The 17,444-nt window shown below is 60.3% G+C and carries 15 protein-coding genes; 2 read left to right on the forward strand and 13 right to left on the reverse strand.

Annotated features, from left to right (window positions below; all coding sequences use genetic code 11):
• The 8 genes from C9413_RS12375 to C9413_RS12410 all read right to left on the reverse strand — a co-directional run.
• On the reverse strand, positions 1–755 hold a 755-nt coding region (locus tag C9413_RS12375), incomplete at its 3' end, for an aldolase (protein ID WP_246703742.1).
• Entirely contained in the window at positions 728–2,476 is a 1,749-nt protein-coding gene (locus tag C9413_RS12380) for a glycerol-3-phosphate dehydrogenase/oxidase (protein ID WP_170250503.1), read from the reverse strand. The genes C9413_RS12380 and C9413_RS12375, both read right to left, overlap by 28 nt.
• A 12-nt stretch (positions 2,477–2,488) precedes the next feature.
• Positions 2,489–3,484 (reverse strand): aldo/keto reductase, encoded by a 996-nt coding sequence (locus C9413_RS12385; RefSeq protein ID WP_040114965.1) that lies wholly within the window; start codon positions 3,482–3,484, stop codon positions 2,489–2,491.
• Positions 3,481–4,488, reverse strand: coding sequence for a sugar-binding transcriptional regulator (locus tag C9413_RS12390; protein WP_040114964.1), 1,008 nt, complete (start codon positions 4,486–4,488; stop codon positions 3,481–3,483). The genes C9413_RS12385 and C9413_RS12390 overlap by 4 nt, the downstream gene beginning before the upstream one ends.
• Before the next feature lies 1 nt (position 4,489).
• The gene (locus C9413_RS12395; RefSeq protein ID WP_040114963.1) at positions 4,490–5,479 is read right to left on the reverse strand and encodes an ABC transporter permease; all 990 of its coding nucleotides are present in this window, start codon (positions 5,477–5,479) and stop codon (positions 4,490–4,492) included.
• A gap of 22 nt (positions 5,480–5,501) precedes the next feature.
• The gene (locus tag C9413_RS12400; RefSeq protein WP_040114962.1) at positions 5,502–7,028 is read right to left on the reverse strand and encodes a sugar ABC transporter ATP-binding protein; all 1,527 of its coding nucleotides are present in this window, start codon (positions 7,026–7,028) and stop codon (positions 5,502–5,504) included.
• 65 nt (positions 7,029–7,093) lie between these two features.
• Positions 7,094–8,122, reverse strand: coding sequence for a substrate-binding domain-containing protein (locus tag C9413_RS12405; protein WP_170250500.1), 1,029 nt, complete (start codon positions 8,120–8,122; stop codon positions 7,094–7,096).
• Between the two features lie 553 nt (positions 8,123–8,675).
• Positions 8,676–8,822, reverse strand: a complete 147-nt coding sequence (locus C9413_RS12410) for a DUF1127 domain-containing protein (RefSeq protein ID WP_074071407.1) — start codon at positions 8,820–8,822, stop codon at positions 8,676–8,678.
• 346 nt (positions 8,823–9,168) lie between these two features.
• Between C9413_RS12410 and C9413_RS12415 the strand changes: the two genes are divergently transcribed.
• Together C9413_RS12415 and C9413_RS12420 are read left to right on the forward strand one after the other, a co-directional pair.
• A complete protein-coding gene (locus tag C9413_RS12415) occupies positions 9,169–9,411 on the forward strand; it encodes a hypothetical protein (protein ID WP_040114960.1) in 243 nt (80 codons plus the stop codon).
• A gap of 4 nt (positions 9,412–9,415) precedes the next feature.
• Positions 9,416–9,742, forward strand: a complete 327-nt coding sequence (locus C9413_RS12420; RefSeq protein ID WP_082046695.1) for a DUF2934 domain-containing protein — start codon at positions 9,416–9,418, stop codon at positions 9,740–9,742.
• Positions 9,743–10,173: 431 nt separating this feature from the next.
• On the opposite strand, the gene C9413_RS12425 is transcribed toward C9413_RS12420, so the two are convergent.
• From C9413_RS12425 to C9413_RS12445, 5 genes are all read right to left on the reverse strand, one after another.
• Entirely contained in the window at positions 10,174–11,430 is a 1,257-nt protein-coding gene (locus tag C9413_RS12425; protein WP_246703743.1) for a heme peroxidase family protein, read from the reverse strand.
• Positions 11,431–12,318: 888 nt separating this feature from the next.
• A complete protein-coding gene (locus C9413_RS12430) occupies positions 12,319–13,317 on the reverse strand; it encodes a L,D-transpeptidase family protein (RefSeq protein ID WP_040114957.1) in 999 nt (332 codons plus the stop codon).
• 765 nt (positions 13,318–14,082) lie between these two features.
• Positions 14,083–15,243: an alpha-hydroxy acid oxidase gene (locus C9413_RS12435; protein WP_040114956.1), complete on the reverse strand. Its 1,161-nt coding sequence runs from the start codon at positions 15,241–15,243 to the stop codon at positions 14,083–14,085.
• Between the two features lie 1,284 nt (positions 15,244–16,527).
• The gene (locus C9413_RS33260) at positions 16,528–16,764 is read right to left on the reverse strand and encodes a hypothetical protein (RefSeq protein WP_246703744.1); all 237 of its coding nucleotides are present in this window, start codon (positions 16,762–16,764) and stop codon (positions 16,528–16,530) included.
• 431 nt (positions 16,765–17,195) lie between these two features.
• Positions 17,196–17,444, reverse strand: a 249-nt coding sequence (locus C9413_RS12445; RefSeq protein ID WP_170250502.1) for a homocysteine S-methyltransferase family protein, incomplete at its 5' end; no start/stop codon positions are given.

The raw sequence follows: 17,444 nt of genomic DNA on the forward strand, positions 1-17,444 counted from the left end.
TTGCTCTCTTGGACTACGTTGCGCCCATAGACCATGCCCACCGCGCCTTGCCGCATCAAGGCCGCGGACTTGGCGAACACAGCGCGCAGGTCTTCCTTGCCGCCGCCGCGCACCAGAACCGGGCAGCGCGCAGCCTCGACCACGCGGTGAAAGTCTTCCGCATTCGCCGTCGGATCCGCCTTGACTATGTCCGCGCCCATCTCGCGGGCAAGCCGCGTCAGCGTGACGATCTTGTCGGCATCGCCATCGACCATGTAGCCGCCGCGTTCGGTGACTGGCTGCATGACGAGCGGCTCGATCATCAGCGGCACGCCGTACTTTTCGCAGTCTGCCCGTACGCGAGAAATGTTCTGCACGCACTGGCGGAAGAGATCCGGCTCGTCCGGCAGCATGAAGAGGTTGACTACTACGCAGGCGGCATCCATCTGCAACGCGCCGATCAGCGGCTCCGCCTCGTTCTGCAACACCGCCCACATGTCGCGATGGCGGATCCGGTTATAGGGGTTGCCCATGTCGATGCGCATGACGAGCGCCGGCTTCTCCTTGCCGGATATATCCTGCAGCAGGTCGGCTTGGCCGTAGTTCATCTGGATCGCATCCGGCTTCGCATCGACGAGCGCCTTCACGATGGCCGGCATGTTCTCCAGTCCATCGAGGAAGGACGGTTCGTTGCATACGCCGTGATCGATCGCCACGTCCAGGCAACGGCCGTTGCCGAACAGCCGATTCATCCGGATCTTGCGGTTGTCTCGCATGGTTCACTCCTTTGTTTGTTCCTTGCGGAAAGGGTTGCCTCCGCGACGCCGTGGCGCTCGCGCATGAGGGTGAGAAAACGGGTGCGCTCTTCGTCCTTGCGCTGCACTGGCCAGCCTTTGTCGTCGGCGAGGAGGTCGAGCGCGATCTCGGCCATGTCGAGGGAAAGCTCGCCGGTGATGGCAAGTGTCGTGCGCCGGAGGAGCAGATCGTCCAGATGCTCGACCGCCTCCGTACGGATGAGATGCAGGAGCTCCCGGGCGCTGTAGCCGGCATGAGGCAAGAGGTTGTCCGGCCCCGCGGCGGCGAAGCGGGCAACGGCCTTGGCATCCGTGCCATAGCGCTCGAACAGCGTTGCGGCGCGATCGAGGGAAAGGCCTGTCGATTCCGACAAGTCCCGAATCCAGCCGCTACGGTCTATCGGAAATGCCCGTCCGCCGCCGAAAGTGCGGTCCGCCGTGTCGAGGCGGCGGCTCCGGTCAAGCCGTTCCAACGCCATATCGGCGGCGAGTTCGCCGAAGGAACGAAAGGTCGTCCACTTGCCGCCGATCATGCAGAGCACTGGTGGACCACCGTCGCGGCCTTCGAGAACGGTGCAATAATGGTCACGGGGGATGCGGCCGGTGAAGCTGTCATTGCTTGCCGGCAGCGGGCGCACGCCTGCGAACTGGAAGACGATCTCTTCCGGGCGGATGCGGACACCGGGCAATACGAAGGCGAGCGATTGCAGGATATAGTCCCGCTCGTCGGCCTCGCAGCGCACCGTTGCGGGGTCGTCCACGCGGATATCCGTCGAGCCGACAAGCACCTTGCCGAGATAAGGAAAGAGGATGCAGATGCGCCCGTCCTCGTTCTCGTAATAGATCATGTGACCATCGAGCATGTCGCGAAGCCCCGCATGGTCGATGATGAGGTGCGAGCCCTTCGTGCCGCCGATCAGCGGCGCGGGACGAGCTGCCTCAGGAAAGAGCGCGCCATTGGCGATGTCAATCCAGCCGCCGGTCGCGTTGACGACCAGTGACGGCTTGATTGCCAAGGTTTCGCCCGAAATGCCGTCGTGCAGCCGAAATTCCCCAGCCGGCGCATGCTCGATCGTCGCATAGTTCAGGGCCCCAGCGCTCGGGCCGGCCGAGAGCCCATCACGCAGGAGCTCAATGCCGATGCGCTCCGGGTGACTGACCCAGGCATCATAATAGGTGGCGGAGTTGCGGATCGCCGGATTGAGCCCCGGCCATTTCGAAAGCGGGCTTTTGCGACCACGGAACTGATGGCGCGGCATCAGGGCGCGCTTGCGCGTCAGGAAGTCGTAGATGCTCAGTCCAGCCTTGATGGCGACGGTGCCGCGGCGGCTCGGCCGACGGGTGAGCCCAAGAAAACGCACGATGCCGTTTGCCAGCCCGGAAAAGATATCGAAGATCGGCACCATGGTCGGCAGCGGGGCGACATAGTGAGGGGCATTGCGCAGCAACCGGTCGCGCTCGACAAGCGATTCCTGCACGAGGTTGAACTCGCCGTTTTCCAGGTAGCGCAGACCGCCATGCACCATGCGCGAGAGCCCAGCGCTGGCCCCGGAGCAATAGTCGCCCTTTTCCACGATGAGCACGTTGACGCCCTGCAGCGCCAGCTCGCGGAACACGCTGAGACCGTTGATGCCGCCGCCAAGGACGCACACGTCGACCTTCGGGCTTCGGCGAAGCCCGTCCAATGTCTGTTCGCGGTTCATCATGACAATCCGTTATCCGTCGATGTTGGCCAGCTTTTCCGATAGGGCGGCGTCGATGGCCGCGTGATCTTCCGGAGACAGCCGAAGCGTGCCGGCCCGGGCATTGTCGAGTGCCTGAGCCGGATTGCGCGCGCCGCAAAGGGCAAAGGTCACACCAGGCTGCGCCAGTGTCCAGGCGATCACCGTCTGGGCGATGCTCGCATCGTGACGCTCCGCGACGGGCCGGATCGCGTCGGAGAAATCGCGGGCCTTCTGCCGGTTGGCGACGGAAAAGCGCGCATTGTCCTTGCGCTGATCATCGCCGGAGAAGATCCGGTTCGGCCCGATGCTGCCCGAAAGCAGCCCGAGCGCCAACGAGGAATAGCTGAGCGTCGATACGCCGTTTGCAACGCTGAGCGGCAAAAGGTCCGCCTCGATCTCTCGATCGATCATGCTGTACCGCTCCTGGATCGCGTCAAGCGAGCCAGTGGCTATGTACTGCTCAAGCACGGACCGTTTGACATTACTGGCACCGATGGCGCGGATCTTGCCGGCCCGCTGCAGTTCCTGAAGCGCCGCGACGGTCTCCTCGACCGGCGTCGTCACGTCCTGCCAATGGGTGATGTAGAGGTCGATATAGTCCGTGCCGAGCCGGCGCAGGCTATCCTCCACTTCATGGACGATCGAGTCCCCGCCGAGATAGCGGTGAACCGGCCTGCCGTCCTGGTCGAAGAAGTGATTGCCCTTCTGCGTGTGCCAGACGAGGCCACATTTCGTGGCGATCACGGCCTTATCACGCCGGCCGGCAAGCGCCTTGCCGACGATTTCCTCCGAGCGGCCGAGCCCGTAGGCGGGCGCTGTATCGATCAGGGTTACGCCGGCCTCCAGCGAGGCCTGAATGGCGGCGATGGACTGCGCCTCGTCGGTTCCCCCCCACATCCAACCGCCGATCGCCCAGGTGCCGAGCCCGACGGCCGACGCCTTGACGCCGGAGCGCCCGATCTCGCGGATCAGTTGTTCGCCGCTCATGCCGAAACCCCTTCCTTGGATGCAATTTCAAGAATGCGTGCCCCGGTCGCCTCGTCGGTGACAAGCGTGTCGAGATGGTTGCCGCGCAGGACGCTGAGGATCGGGCCCGCCTTGTTCGGGCCGCTGGCGACGCCGATCTTCATCGGGATCGAGGCGAATTCCGCCAGGGTAAGCGACACCAGGGAACGATTGAGGCTGTAGTCGCAGACCCGGCCCTGGTCATCGAGCAGGTGGGCAAGCAATTCGCAACTTGCGCCCGAGCGCTCGATCGCCACCCGATCAGTACTCGAGGAGGGATGCAGGTCGTAATAGCTGGAGTCGTCCGTTAGGATCGAGCCGATGCCGACCACCGCCACCTTTGCCTCGCGCGCCCGTTTGAAGACGTCGGCGACAGAGCGCATGTTGATCAGCATCGCCCGCTGCTCGGCATCGTCGGCGAAGAGGGGCGCGTGGATCTGGTAGGACCGCCCCCCGAGCCGGTCGGCCATCAGGGTCGAAACGTGGTTGACGTCGGTATAGTGCTTGCCCTGGACGCAGCCCGTTGCCGGAATGACCTCGACATCAAAACGGCGCGGTGGCTGCATACCGGCGACGACGGCGCTCACCCCTTTGCCGCCAGTGATGCAGATTGTGTCGCCGTCGTCGAGCTCCTCCATCAGGAGGCGAGCGGCCGCCTCCCCGACTGCCTGGAGCGCGGTCTGCGGATTGTCGGAGACGGTCGGGACCACGATCGCGCGGCTGATGCCGCCGAGTGCCAGAAGCCGCTCCTCCATGTCGACCAGCGGCTCGACCGGGGACTTGATCTTGATCTCGACGAGGCCGAGCTGACGGCCGCGTTTGATGAGGCGGTTGACGGTGGCTTGCGAGATGCCGAGCCGGCCGGCGATCTGTGCCTGCGTCAGGCCTTCCATAAAGTGAAGGACGAGCGCCTGGTGCATCTGGCGGGCGATGACAATCTCCTCGCGCGGTACTGTCGTCTTGGGTTTCAATTTTGCAATTGGCATGTCAGGCGGCTTTCTGCTTGTGCAGGAAATGGTCGATGGAAACGGCAGCGAGCAGAATGCACCCCTTGATCATGTCCTGCCAATAGACTGAAACATCGAGCAGGATCAGAGAGCTCGTGACGACAGATAGAAGCGCGATGCCGAGGATGGCGCCGAGTATCGTGCCGGAGCCGCCGTTGAGCGAGGCGCCGCCGATCACCGCCGCAGCGATGATATTGAGTTCCATGCCAACGCCGAAGGTGGGGGTCGCTGCGCCGAAGCGGGACATGTAGATAACCCCTGCGACACCGGCGAGCGTCGAGCATAGCACGGTCACCCAGAATTTCACCTGATTGGTCTTGATGCCGGAATAGAGCGCGGCCTTCTCGTTGCTGCCCGTATAGAAGACTTTGCGGAAGGCGGTGGCTCGGCGCAGCAGGAAATCGAACAGGATGACGACGGCGACGAAGATCAAGATGACATAGGGTACGCCGTAAAGCGTGCCTTGCCCCACCGCCTTGAAGCCCGCCGGCAGCGTGAAGAGCGAGAGCGGCGTGCCCTTTGTGATGATGAGGCAAAGGCCTCGCACGATCACCATTGCCGCAAGCGAGGTGATGAAGTGGTTGAGACCCACGACCGTCACAAAGAAGCCCATTATTCCACCGATCGTGCTGCTCGCGAGGATGCCGATGAGCGAGGCCGTCCACGGGTCGAGCCCGGCGAGGAAGAGCGAGCCCGAGAGCACCATCGCGAAGCAGACCACGGAGCCCACCGCGAGGTCGATGCCGCCGACGATGAGCAGGATCGTCATGCCCACGACGACGATGCCTTCAACGGAAAAGCTCATCAGCATGGCGCGGAAATTGCCAAGCGTCAGGAAGTGCGGCGAGGCAACGCTCATGATCACGCACAGCGCGAGGATGATCGCGATCAGCCCCGCCTCGCGCATTGTGCCAATGCGTTTGAAGGACGCTGTCTTCGGCGCGCCTGTCGCCAAGGTGTCGATTGCCATTCCCGTTTCTCCCACTTTGTCCTCACGCGGCATGGCTTGCCGCCTTTGCCGTGCCCACCCCCGAAGCGAGGCGGATCACGGCCTCCTCCGTCATCTCGTCGACGCCTAGCTCGCCGGCGATGCGCCCCTCCCGGACGACAAGCACACGGTCACATAGCCCGAGGAGTTCCGGCATTTCCGATGAGATAACGATGATGCCGATGCCCGACCGCGCAAGCTCGCGTAGCAGCCGGTGGATTTCGGTTTTCGCGCCGACATCGATGCCGCGCGTCGGTTCGTCCATCAGGATGACCTTTGGCCTCACCGCAAGCTGCTTGGCGAGCGCAACCTTCTGCTGATTGCCGCCGGAGAGCGATTTGACCGGCGCCTCAATGCCGCCCATGCGCACCGCAAGCCGACGCGCGAAATTCTCTGCCAGGGCGGCTTCCGCGCGACGGTTCAGCAGACCGATCGGATTGGTCAATGACTTAAGGTCCAGTACCGAGATGTTCTGTGCGATGGACATTTCCAAAAACACGCCTGACCCCTTGCGGTCCTCGGAGAGATAGACGATGCCGGCCTTCACGGCATCGGAATAGGCGCGGATCGACTGCGCCTTGCCATGCAGGCGCACCGTGCCCGCCGAGCGCGATCTGAGCCCGCAGATGCCTTCGGCGATTTCCGTGCGGCCGGAGCCGATGAGGCCGCCGATCCCGAGGATCTCGCCCTTGCGTAGGTCGAAACTCACATCATGGAACCGCGCGCCGTCACCAATATTGTCGGCCTCGAGGATCGGCTCCCCGGACGCGTCGTCCGCACCGAGCTTGTCCGGATAGAGCTGCGTGATCTCGCGCCCTACCATGCGGCGCACCACGTCGTCTGGCGTGATGTCGGCGATGTGGTCGGTACACACGTAGCGGCCGTCGCGAAACACGGTAACGCAGTCGCACAGGCTGAAAATCTCTGCCATGCGATGGCTGATATAGATGATCGAAATGCCGTTCGCCTTAAGGTCGCGGATGATTGCAAAAAGCTGCCGCGTCTCGGTCTCGGTCAGCGCCGCGGTAGGCTCGTCCAGGATCAGCACGCGGCAGTCGAGCGTCAGAGCCTTGGCGATCTCGACGAGTTGCTGGCTGGAAATCGGCAGGTCCGCGACCTTGCGGCGGACGTCGATCGCGGCGAGACGATCCATGACGGCCTGTGCATCGCGCTCCAGCGCGCGATAGTTCATGAAGGGGGCACGGCGGCGGTTGGTCGCCGCCATGAACATGTTTTCAGCCACGGTCGCATCCGGGCAGAGCGCGATTTCCTGATGCACGAGCCCGATGCCGAGCGATTGGGCGGCGGCAGGGGACGATATGCGCACGACCTTGCCGTCTACGCGGATTTCACCTTCGCTCGGCTGCAGCACGCCGGCGATAATGTTCATCAGCGTCGATTTGCCGGCGCCGTTCTCGCCGCAGAGCGCATGGACTTCGCCACGCTCCAGCGTGAAATCGACGTCTGTCAACGCCTTCACCGCCCCGAAATGCTTGGTCACGCCATGAATGCTGAGTACCGGCTCTGCCATCGTCTTCCTCCCTCGCCATCACGACCATCCGCACTGAAGGGTGCGGATGGTCGATTTTCAGAAGCTCATTCCTCGATACCCTTCGTGCCGCGACGCTTCAGGTACTTGTCCCAGTAGAAATCGTCGGCGTTTTTCGCCGTCACAATCGACAGGCCGTTATCGACGACCGGGATGCTCATTGGGTTGAATCCGGAGCGCTTGGCGTCGTTCATCGGGTCGATCAGTTCCGGATGCTCTGCGAACCACAGCAGCATGAAGCCCATATAGCCCTGCATGCCCTGGTTCGGATTGATCGAGCCGAAGACTTCACCGGCCTTGATCATATCGAGGATGTTGGCGTTGACATCTGCGCACATGACGAGGACCTTGCCCCCGCTTTCCTTGTTTGCCTGTGCGGCGCCGATCGCCGAGTTGGCTTCGGGCATGAAGACCGCGCCGAGATTCGGATTGGCCTGGATAAGGCTCGAAAGCCCCTGATAAGCCTTGGTCGGGTCCTGGTTGGAAGCAGCGCGGCCGACGAGCTTCATGTCCGGCCACTTCTCTTCACTCCGGGTGTGGTGTGCGCGGCTCCGCGTTTCGTGTTTTCCCTGGCCCGGATTTTCGAGACCCGCATATCCCCCCTGCCCGCCCATCTCCCCGGCGGTCGTGTGGGCGGCATAGGTGCCCCCGGGGGGGTGGCCCGAGGTGATGAAGGAGACGCGCTTGGAAAGCGGCGAGTCGGCCGCAAACGTGACGACCGCCGTACCTCGGTCGACCGCGCGGTTGATTGGCTCAATGAAGGGATCGGAATTCATCGGATGAACGAGAATGCCGGCCGGGTTCTGTGCCAACGCCTGGTCGAATGTGGCGATCTGCTTGTTGACGTCATATTCCGGCGTGCCGGTATATTCCGTCTCACAGCCGAGCTGCTGGCCGGCCTGCTTGAACATTTCATAGACAGGGAACCAGTATTCCACGCCCGACACCATGACGTTCATGACGTATTTTTCGCCCGGCTTGCAGCGGAACGGGTTCTCCGTTTCGGCAGCCGTGGAACCGGCAAAGAGCGTCGACGCAAGGACCGCCATCGCGGTCGTGCTGAAAAAAGTGCGCAAGTGTCCTCCTCGGGGCCATAGCCCCTCCCAAAAAAGCCCGAAGGGCGCCAGACCGGCGCCGGTGATCGCAGTGATGACCGGATTTCCTCCTCGAAGTCCGGTAGGGGTAGCTATACGCAATGCGCCGCACCTGTCAATATAATTCATCTCATGAATTATAATTCACATGCACTATCATCGCTACGTGATGCTCAAGCAGCGCCCAGAGACGAAAAAGCCTGCCGCGGGAGGAGGTGCGGCAGGCTTTCTCAAAAAAAGCGAACAGCGACTGGGAGGAGTGCCGCCGTTCCTATAGACGTCCCTTGGAAGGAGGAGGGGGCCGCCTGAACCACGAAGCTCTGCGGGAGGACATGCAATTGCTTCGGAGAGAGAGATCATATGCCATCGCTCGGCGGTTGACAGGCTTAATGTTGCACTGCAGCTATGCAAGAAACACGAAGCCGCCAGGCTCGCGACGGCAAAAGCTCTAGAGAATACGGAAACATGAAAAATTGACGCGAAAACGCCCGCATGAGCGGGCGTCGGCAGTGTCGGCGAGCTTGGAGCAGCGCTGTCAGCGAGCGATCGATGCCCGGGCGATGCTACGGATATCGGCGCGGTCGATGCCGAGATCCTGCAATTCACGGCTGGACATCCGGCCAAGTTCGGAAACGGTCTGGCGGAACTTGCGCCAGTTGTTGAAAGAGCGTGCCACGTTCATGATAATCCCCTTTCCCGAGGGCTGTGACGTCAGCAACCGTGCTTGGCCCCGGCGTCGTTTCGATGATTGGGATATAGGTGTTTCAATCGTTTTAAAACAGCAACAATCCGTCACCGCAGCTATGCGTCTGCCGCATATGGCCCGGAGTTCTTGCGACGATTGCCATTGGCCCGCTCTTTCAGAGACGCCTGAATGGCATCTATCCGCGATCTTAAAGCCGCGGCCTGCAAATGCGCCCCATTGGACGCGATCCGGAACTCCGGACCACCTATCCGCATCGGCCGGTAAAATCCTGAGGAACCGACACCCCTCCCCGCCAGTTCTCCTTTTACGAAAGGAAAACTCAATGGCAAATGAACTCGAAGCCGGCTTCACCGGATCGCCAGTTGAAAAACCTGAGGGCATCCGGAAAGTCGCATCTGACACGGCCTCCGCAATCAAGCGGGAGGCTAACGCTGTCGCAGTCGGCGTCACAGACCACCCGCAGGCCGCAAGCTCACTCATCCTCGGTATTGGCGCGGCAGCCTTCGGCATTGGCTACCTGCTGGGGAGGTCGTCCGTCTCCACCAGAAATCGGTATTGGAGGTAATGACATGGCAGGAGAGCAAAATGGCGCTCGATCCCAGAGCGTTGATGAATATGGAAGACGGCATGGCCCCATCCACGAAGACGAAGTGCGGAGACGAGCTCATGCCATTTGGGAGCGAGAAGGACGACCTGAAGGGCGTCAGGAAGATCACTGGATCCAGGCGAAGGGGGAGATCGAACGGGAAGCCGGTGAAATCGAAGGCGACGACCTTCCAAGCTTGGACGCCCTGAGAGAAGCCGCACGCGAGCATACCGACGCGTTCCTGATTGCGACCGACCTTGAAGATGCCGATCAGCGCGAGGCCGCGCCCGGCACCCGTGAGCAACCCTGATCATGGCAAAAGGAAACAGAAGATGAGGAAGACCGTGACAACAATTGCGGTCGGCTGCAGCATCCTGCTTTCACTCTGCGCCTGCGGTAACACGCTCGGCGGCGGCATGGGTTCGTGACACCGGTCGTACTCGTTTGTTCCGGGCAACACCGATCCGATCCTTAGAACCGATCCTCCTGAACCGTCTTCAGCTCGAAGGACCGGTTCGGCATCCTTCAGTCCATCCGGCACAATCCCGATCCCAGGATCAGCGACACCAGCGGAGACGACGCCGTCAGAACGCCGGTTAGACGGTGTCGATCCTGATTTGTCAAACGGTCGTGCCGGCCACTACCGGCGGCAGCTTTGGGCTCGTGTCCAGTGATTTCCCAAAGCAGCAGGTATCTCTCTTTGCCTCGCCGCGACGCGGCGAGGCAGCAGTCTCAAGAGCCCTACTGCATAACCGCGGCGAACTGCATCCACTTGGCGATCGAGTCGATCGGTGCGTTGTCCGGCATCTTGAGAGGGCTCTGATCGGGCGTGAACCCGCGCGAAAGGGCCGAGTCGGGATCGGCAAGCAGCACGCCCACGAATGTCAAGACTACGAGACAGCTCCCAACTTCGCCCAATCGGTTTCCACCTGCAGCCTCGGCTTCGGCCAGAATGTAGAACCAGAGCGGTGTGCGTTCGTGAAAGCGCGACGCGGTGCTGGCGAGGAAGTTCTGCAAATCGGGCTTCGTGGTAAACAGGGCTGAGACATCTTGGATCGGCGAGGACTCCACTGCGCCGATTTGTTTGAGATGCTTGTGTAGTGCCTGGCCCGTCGGGAGCCGGAGATTGTAGCCTCGACGAAGGTTCCGCCTTGCCAGGTTCTTGAACAACGCCTTGAGCTGTTGGTCGTCCTGGTCTTCGCCTTCCTTGAACATCGTATGCAATGGCGGAGCGAGTTCCGTGTCGATCTTTCTGGCAAGACGGGCCGGCTCGCCGTCGCTCCCGTCGTGGGGATCGACCCCTGTAAAGCGCGCCCAGTCGATTATCCAGTTCTTGGGCAGCTTCTTCTCGTCATCCAGCCTGCCGCCGCCGCCGGTGAATTCGAAAAGTAACCGCAAGGTGGCGCGCGGTAGAAAACCAGTGCCCGGCCGCCCAAAGTTCTTGTTGTAGTCATAAAAGGCTCTGACCATGGAATGACCGAACCGATAAGCCGCCGCGGAGAATTCTAACGGCAAGGCATTTCCAAGTCGGGTATTCTGCCTTCGGGCATCGAATTCGGCTCTGAACTTGAAGAAATGAGATGCCCGATCGTTGACGATGCGGTCTACCACAGCCGGGTCGCACACGCCCTGGAGATATCCATCAACGATCAGCCACTGATAATGGAGTCTGGTTAGAGCCTGCGCTGAGCTGAAATCGGCGATCCAGCCCGTGTCGTGCGACGCAAGGTAGTCGATGGCCTTGTTGTGGAACCGAAGAAAGCTCAGATGGAACTGCGCAACGACGAGATTTTCGTCGTTACGATTATCGCCGATTATTGCGCGCTGGGGCAGCGTATCAGAGAATTTCTGAAACACCTCAGGAGTCATCGCCGCCTGAGCCAGACGTAAAGCCGCTTCCCGGACAGACGACTGGACCTGGCCATACCGAGGCAGGTCTCGATGTTGGTCGAGCATGTCGGGCAACGGCCCCGGTTCGATCGCTGTTCCGACACGCATTTTGTCTTTCAGCGTGGGATGGCGAAGACCAGAAATCACTTTGACAACGTCTGCATCTATTCCGTCGCCGACGGCAGATCCGCCGTAGACACTATCGAGATCGAAGCGGGGCGAGCGAGCGTTCCTGAACTGGCTCTCCACTGTCGACGAGGCGACAGGCGGGTGTGCGTTGACCATGCTCGAAATCGCCCCTTCGCGATCGGTTCGGGCTGTCAGCTCGTGATCCAGGAATTGGCCCCAATATGTGAGAACCGGCGGGAGCGTGGAATCTTCAGTCGGATCTTCACTCGTCGGCGTAGCGACAACATCGATCAACATTGCGCCGAGTTCATCGAGTTCCCCAACCGTCTCCGCCGTGTTGGGCAAGTAGTTCTCGGGCGCATCCAGTGGCGGTACGAAATAGCCGAAGTCCGCCTCTTCGTCGACTGCGACGTCACCTGTCGCTGGCGGCCTGGCGCGAAGGCTTGAGATAGAAACGGTGCGCTTTTGCTCGCTACCCCCGTGTGATTGAAAAACGATTGCCATTGGCAACACCCTCCGTTTTCCAGCCCGCGGGATAATTCGTACAGCTAGAAGGCGAAGTCAATTAATCATATAGGGCTATTTTTCGCCTTTAGGTTGGTAAACACGGTGTAAACCGGCGCCCCTGCTGTCTGGATTCGGAGCACATGCTCAGTGCGGCCACAATCGTCGTGCGCTATCGCCTCAGGACACTCGGCCAACGGCAGCGCGCCACAGTTCCTATACCTTGCGCGTCGATCGCCTGACAACGCCGTGCACTTCTGAGGCGGCGCGCAGGCATCGCTTGCGGGGAGCCAAGCACTCGTCAAAAGCGGAAAGAGCGGCCAAAATCCGCGACCGGGGGGCGCTCATTACCGCCAATACGCTTCACTTAAGAGCGGCCGGACCTTGATTGACGAATTCCACCATGACTCCTGGCTTGACCATTCCGGCCAGCTCTTCGGCGTCCCAGTTCGTCAGGCGCACGCAACCGTGCGATCCAACCTTGTCGATGAGTTTTGGTTCAGGCGTCCCATGGATTCCGTAAGTCGGCTCGGTCAGGTCGATCCAGACGCTGCCGACCGGACCGTTCGGCCCCTTTGGTATCGTCAAAACCTTGTTATTCTTCCCCTGCCGGAAGTTGAGCCTTGGGTCGTACCTGTACGCTGGCATCCTCGCGACGCCTTTCACCTTGTGCTTGCCCGACGGGGCCGGATTGTCTTCGCTTCCGATCGTCGCAGGATAGACTGCAAGCAGCGATCCGTTTTCGGCATAGGCCAGGATCTGCCCTGTCTGCTTGTTGGCCTCGATCCTCTCGACCTTTCCTTCTTGCGGAGGGCCGGGTGTCACGACCCAAACCGTGTCACCTGGAGCGAACCGCGAAAAGGGATTAAGCGCTTGCATAAGGCCGACGTCCATGTGGAACCGCTCGGAAAGCTTCTCGGCAACGCTGGTATATCCAAGGCTCTGCATCTTCGCCTTCTCGTCGTAGTCTTCAGGGATCCTGTCGACGAGACCCGTGGCATCCTCTGCCGAGACGACGTAGCTCTCAACGATGGGCGCATTGCCTTCCAAGCGGGCGACCACCTCCGGATCCGGCTTCCCATCGACGACAAGGCTGTTCATCGTTTCGAATCCTGCCACGGCTTTGCGAACATTCTCGCCGTAGAAACCGTCGATCACACCTGGAGACGAGCCCGCGCGGTCGAGCAGGACCTGAAGACGCACGACCGCTGGATCTGGATCGGCGGGCGCCTTGGTCGGCCTTTCTGCAGCGATGGAAGCAATGGAAGCGGAATCGATGGCTTCGCGCCGAAGTTCCTGCGCGCCAACACCACCAACGGTGAAGACCACGGCGAGCAGCGACATCGACAGGACTGTTTTCATGGACAACAAATGGCCGATACCGGCAACTTGTTCCACAACGCTGGAGGGCCTGATGCCTTGATCATGCCCAGAAAGCTGCCGAGCGGCATTGACTATCGATGGCTGTCTAGCTGCATGCAGGTTGCGAGGCTTGGAAAAGCGAGCGCTGGCAGTTCTCGCATTTCGAAACCCAAGGCGGCCGGTAGCTATTTCTTTGAACGAAGCTCAGCCGAGCGGCGGTGGCGCTCGACATCGACACTTCTCCTCCGCTTTATGAAAAGACGGGGAGCAGACGAGCCAGCCCTCGGCGGTCTGAGAAGGAGGACGCATGCGAGTAGGGTGATTGGAAACGTGACAACCGATGCAGCCAAAGCGGAGAAAAGCTGGTCCGTCCGCTGGGTCGGCAAAAGATTAGTCGAACCCATACACTCGCATGACGGAGCAAGCGTTTAGCTCCCGAACAGGTGGCCTTGCCGCCATCTGCGGCATCTTCCCTTGAAGCCAGTCAATATGGATTGGACGCCGGCTGATGGTCACCATCATGTTTCATCGCGTCTTAACTCTGCACAAGCGCAGATGTTCCGCTCGCCACTGCCATGCATGCGGTCCGGCACCGACAGATCGGCCGGCGCCATTCGGATCTTGCGTCTTGATGGAACCGACGCCGCGCCCCCGCAGCAGGTTTTTACGATCAGGAAGCCGGTTCTACAAACCCGCAGGCACGATAGGTCGTTTGCGGCACGGGCGAAGTCGCCAAAGCTTCAGCGAGCTCGGTCGCTGGTCAATTTAATATGGGGCGTTTTGACGGAAGCGCAGGTTCTGTCTTGTGAGCTGATCGACGGAGGTGCATCCCATAAGCGTCATATCGCGCGCGATTTCGCTACGCATCAAATCCAGCGCGCGTTCGACGCCCGCTTGGCCCGCGGCGGCGAGCGGAAATAGGTAGTATCGACCTAGGCCGACAGCTTTCGCGCCCAATGACAAGGCTTTGAGCACATGGGTGCCACGCTGAACGCCGCCATCCATCATCACGTCGATCTTGTGGCCGACCGCGTCGACGATTTCGGCGAGTTGGTCGAATGCGCTGCGCGAGCCGTCCAGCTGGCGGCCGCCATGGTTGGAGATCACGATGCCGGTACATCCTATCTCCGCTGCTCGCTGAGCATCCTGAACCGACATGATGCCTTTCAAGCAGAACTGTCCGTCCCAATGCTGCACCATTTCGGCGACATCGGCCCATGACATCGCAGGATCCAGCATTTCGGTGAAATAGCGGCTTATCGACATGGCGCCGCCGCTCATGTCGACGTGGCTGTCGAGTTGCGGCAGACGAAAGCGTTCATGCATGAGATAGTTGATTGCCCAAGCCGGCCTGACCGCGAACTGGGTGAGGCCGGCAAGGTTCAGTTTGAACGGAATCGAAAAGCCCGTGCGCTTGTCGCGTTCGCGATTGCCGCCGGTGATGCTGTCGACCGTCAGCATCATCACGTTTACGCCCGCCTGCTTGGAGCGTGCCATCATCTCCCGATTCAGGCCACGGTCCTTGTGGAAATAGAACTGATAGACTTGTGGCCCGTCGCTGATCTGACGTGCTTCTTCTAAACTGATAGTTCCCAGTGACGACACCCCGAACATAGTGCCGTATTTGGCTGCTGCTGCAGCCACCGCCCTCTCGCCTTGATGATGAAACAGCCGCTGCAGCGCCGTCGGCGAGCAATAGACTGGCATCGCTAGTCTTTGGCCCATGATCGTCACCGACATGTCTACATCGCTCACGCCGCGCAATACGCTGGGCACCAGGTCGCAGTCACCGAAGGATGTCGTGTTGCGACGATAGGTGACTTCGTCGTCAGCCGCACCGTCGATATAATTGAAGATCGGCCCGGGGAGGCGCCGCTTGGCCAATTGGCGGAAATCATGGAAATTGTGGCAGTTCTTCACATTCATATTCTGGCTCTGATATCTTGAATTACACTGAAGTCCGGGCTCTGATTTTCGCCCATTCAATCGCCGTCGGGATGTCTCGGTTCCATCCTCCCCTAAGCCCAGGTCGTTTCCATTATCCCGGAGTTTGCCCTTGCGTCCCGGTGAAGGGGTAGTGGGTGCCGCGTTCGATGGCAAGTTCCTGCGAAGATCGGAGACATGATATGTCGCGTTGTGACATGGCGGCCTGGACAAGTCCTGCCTATGCTTCGGATACCTTCGGGGGATGGATCGCGCGGGACTGTCTGCCCGAAACTCCCGGGGGTTGAAGCACCGTGTGGATCGAAGGAAGACGGTAGCAGATTTATCATGCTTTGGTTATCCGCAAATGTCCGCGCAAGCCGCGCTAGTAGTCAGGGTAATGCCCGGAGAACGACCCCTCCGGTGGTGCCTAAAGATCAAGGGGGGTAGTCAATTGCTTGATCCAGCGACTGCGCGACAAGGTAATGCGACTGTCGGGTTCTGGCTCGCCCGCCAGCTTTGCAGTGATCTTTCCGGAAGAGAAAGGGCGCTCCACGACTTCTTGTCGGAGCGCCCGGAGCATGCGGTCGACAACGTTTGCGGCGGAGGTCGACAGCAGGCACCGACAAGATGAAGAGATTCGGAACGGATAGGCAACATGGGATCGGATTTCGGGACCATATCATGCGCTGATTGATTGCGTTATCCACCGATTATCCACAGCTTGTCCACAGCAACGGCGGCGACGAGCGCAGCAACTTCAATGACATTTGCGTGGCGGCAATCACAACACACAATTGCTATGTGACTGTTGGATGACATTATGCATTTGTTTGTCGGCTTCGATACAAACCGAGGCCCCGCTGAGATAGACTCAGCCTCTCTCTTGAGCGCGTGGCGGCGGACGCTCGGAGGCGGAGGGCGGTGGGCAAACATGAGGGCCTACCGCCTTCTTTTTTGACCGACGACCCCTCGCCTGGATCCGCCCAGCTCACGTGGCGAGCCTGACATTCCATATGGATTGAACTGAACTCGCCCACGTCATAAGTTGAATCAGAGGAAAGGGTTGCATGGCGTATCATCGGTGTCGGCCCGAGCCCCCGCTTCGCGATCTCGTCAGTCACCGCATCCATCGTGGCGACAGCCTGCCTTTCAGTGGCAAACGATTCCGGCACATACACTTCCGGCAGCCCCACGAGATGAAAACCGACACTCCCCAGGTATCCCTGAGCTGATAGCGGGCGTTTCGCGAAAGCCAGGCGTCCGACGCGCTGTTGAGCCAAAAGGTCACCGGGCCTTGAGGGCTTCGGCTCCTTGGCGTATCAGTTCTCTCCATCGACCAAGCCCATGGGCGACGCCAGCGCTTTCTCCCTTTACGGCAACCGCTCCCGCGTCGATCAACCGTCCGACAAGGAGAAGGGCGGCCATCGAAACCTTCACCGCATCCACCTGGATCATGCTCGGCCCAAGGACATAGAGCACGGATTGGTGATTGGCGACGGCTTCCTCGTCTGCCGCGTTCACACTTTAGGTTCAACCCGATCCCGGCACACGGCGAATGACTGCTCGATACGATCATCCGGCTCGGCGTGAGAATAGTCCTCGTTCAACGTTGAATCCCGTGGCGAAGTCGCAAATGGCCTGCAATGCCGCACCGGACAAGGGCGTCAGGACACGCTCCTTGCCGAGAAAACAGAGAACATGCCGGGACGTTACTGACGATGCTTTCGCCTCGGTTTGCGTCGTTGTTTGCCCGTCAGAGAAATCTCGACCGGTTTGCTGGGCCAACAAAGGTTTTCCAGCCGATCATGGTCCACATCGATCCCAAAAGCACGCGACGCATAGATTCAAGCCATATGCCTCCTGATCGGTCGTATACTCATCACAGCCTCGGCTTTGTAAACTTAAGAAACCTGCGACACAAACGCGGCTTTGCAGCATTCGCTCATACAGATTCACTCCGTCATGGTCTGCTTAAGGCGATGGATATGCTCGGCACCAATGCCGCAACAACCGCCGATTATTGTTGCACCGGCCTCCGCCCAGGAGCAGGCAAAGCGCATATAGCCATCATCGTTCAGATCGTTGCGGGTAGTATGGAGGCCTTCATTTGCGCCGGAATCATTTTGCTCCCCTTCGAAGGCATTGGCATAGACACCGATCTCTACCGTGGAGCCTCTAGTCTTGAACGCACGAGATGCTGT

This window comes from Rhizobium sp. SEMIA 4085 (assembly GCF_013004495.1).
GTDB lineage: Bacteria > Pseudomonadota > Alphaproteobacteria > Rhizobiales > Rhizobiaceae > Rhizobium > Rhizobium gallicum.

Coding starts and splice junctions, on each gene's coding strand:
- C9413_RS12380 (WP_170250503.1), bottom strand. CDS start 2,476: ATGAACCGCGAACAGACATTGGACGGGCTTCGCCGAAGCCCGAAGGTC.
- C9413_RS12385 (WP_040114965.1), bottom strand. CDS start 3,484: ATGAGCGGCGAACAACTGATCCGCGAGATCGGGCGCTCCGGCGTCAAG.
- C9413_RS12390 (WP_040114964.1), bottom strand. CDS start 4,488: ATGCCAATTGCAAAATTGAAACCCAAGACGACAGTACCGCGCGAGGAG.
- C9413_RS12395 (WP_040114963.1), bottom strand. CDS start 5,479: ATGGCAATCGACACCTTGGCGACAGGCGCGCCGAAGACAGCGTCCTTC.
- C9413_RS12400 (WP_040114962.1), bottom strand. CDS start 7,028: ATGGCAGAGCCGGTACTCAGCATTCATGGCGTGACCAAGCATTTCGGG.
- C9413_RS12410 (WP_074071407.1), bottom strand. CDS start 8,822: ATGAACGTGGCACGCTCTTTCAACAACTGGCGCAAGTTCCGCCAGACC.
- C9413_RS12415 (WP_040114960.1), top strand. CDS start 9,169: ATGGCAAATGAACTCGAAGCCGGCTTCACCGGATCGCCAGTTGAAAAA.
- C9413_RS12420 (WP_082046695.1), top strand. CDS start 9,416: ATGGCAGGAGAGCAAAATGGCGCTCGATCCCAGAGCGTTGATGAATAT.
- C9413_RS12425 (WP_246703743.1), bottom strand. CDS start 11,430: ATGCGTGTCGGAACAGCGATCGAACCGGGGCCGTTGCCCGACATGCTC.
- C9413_RS12430 (WP_040114957.1), bottom strand. CDS start 13,317: ATGAAAACAGTCCTGTCGATGTCGCTGCTCGCCGTGGTCTTCACCGTT.
- C9413_RS12435 (WP_040114956.1), bottom strand. CDS start 15,243: ATGAATGTGAAGAACTGCCACAATTTCCATGATTTCCGCCAATTGGCC.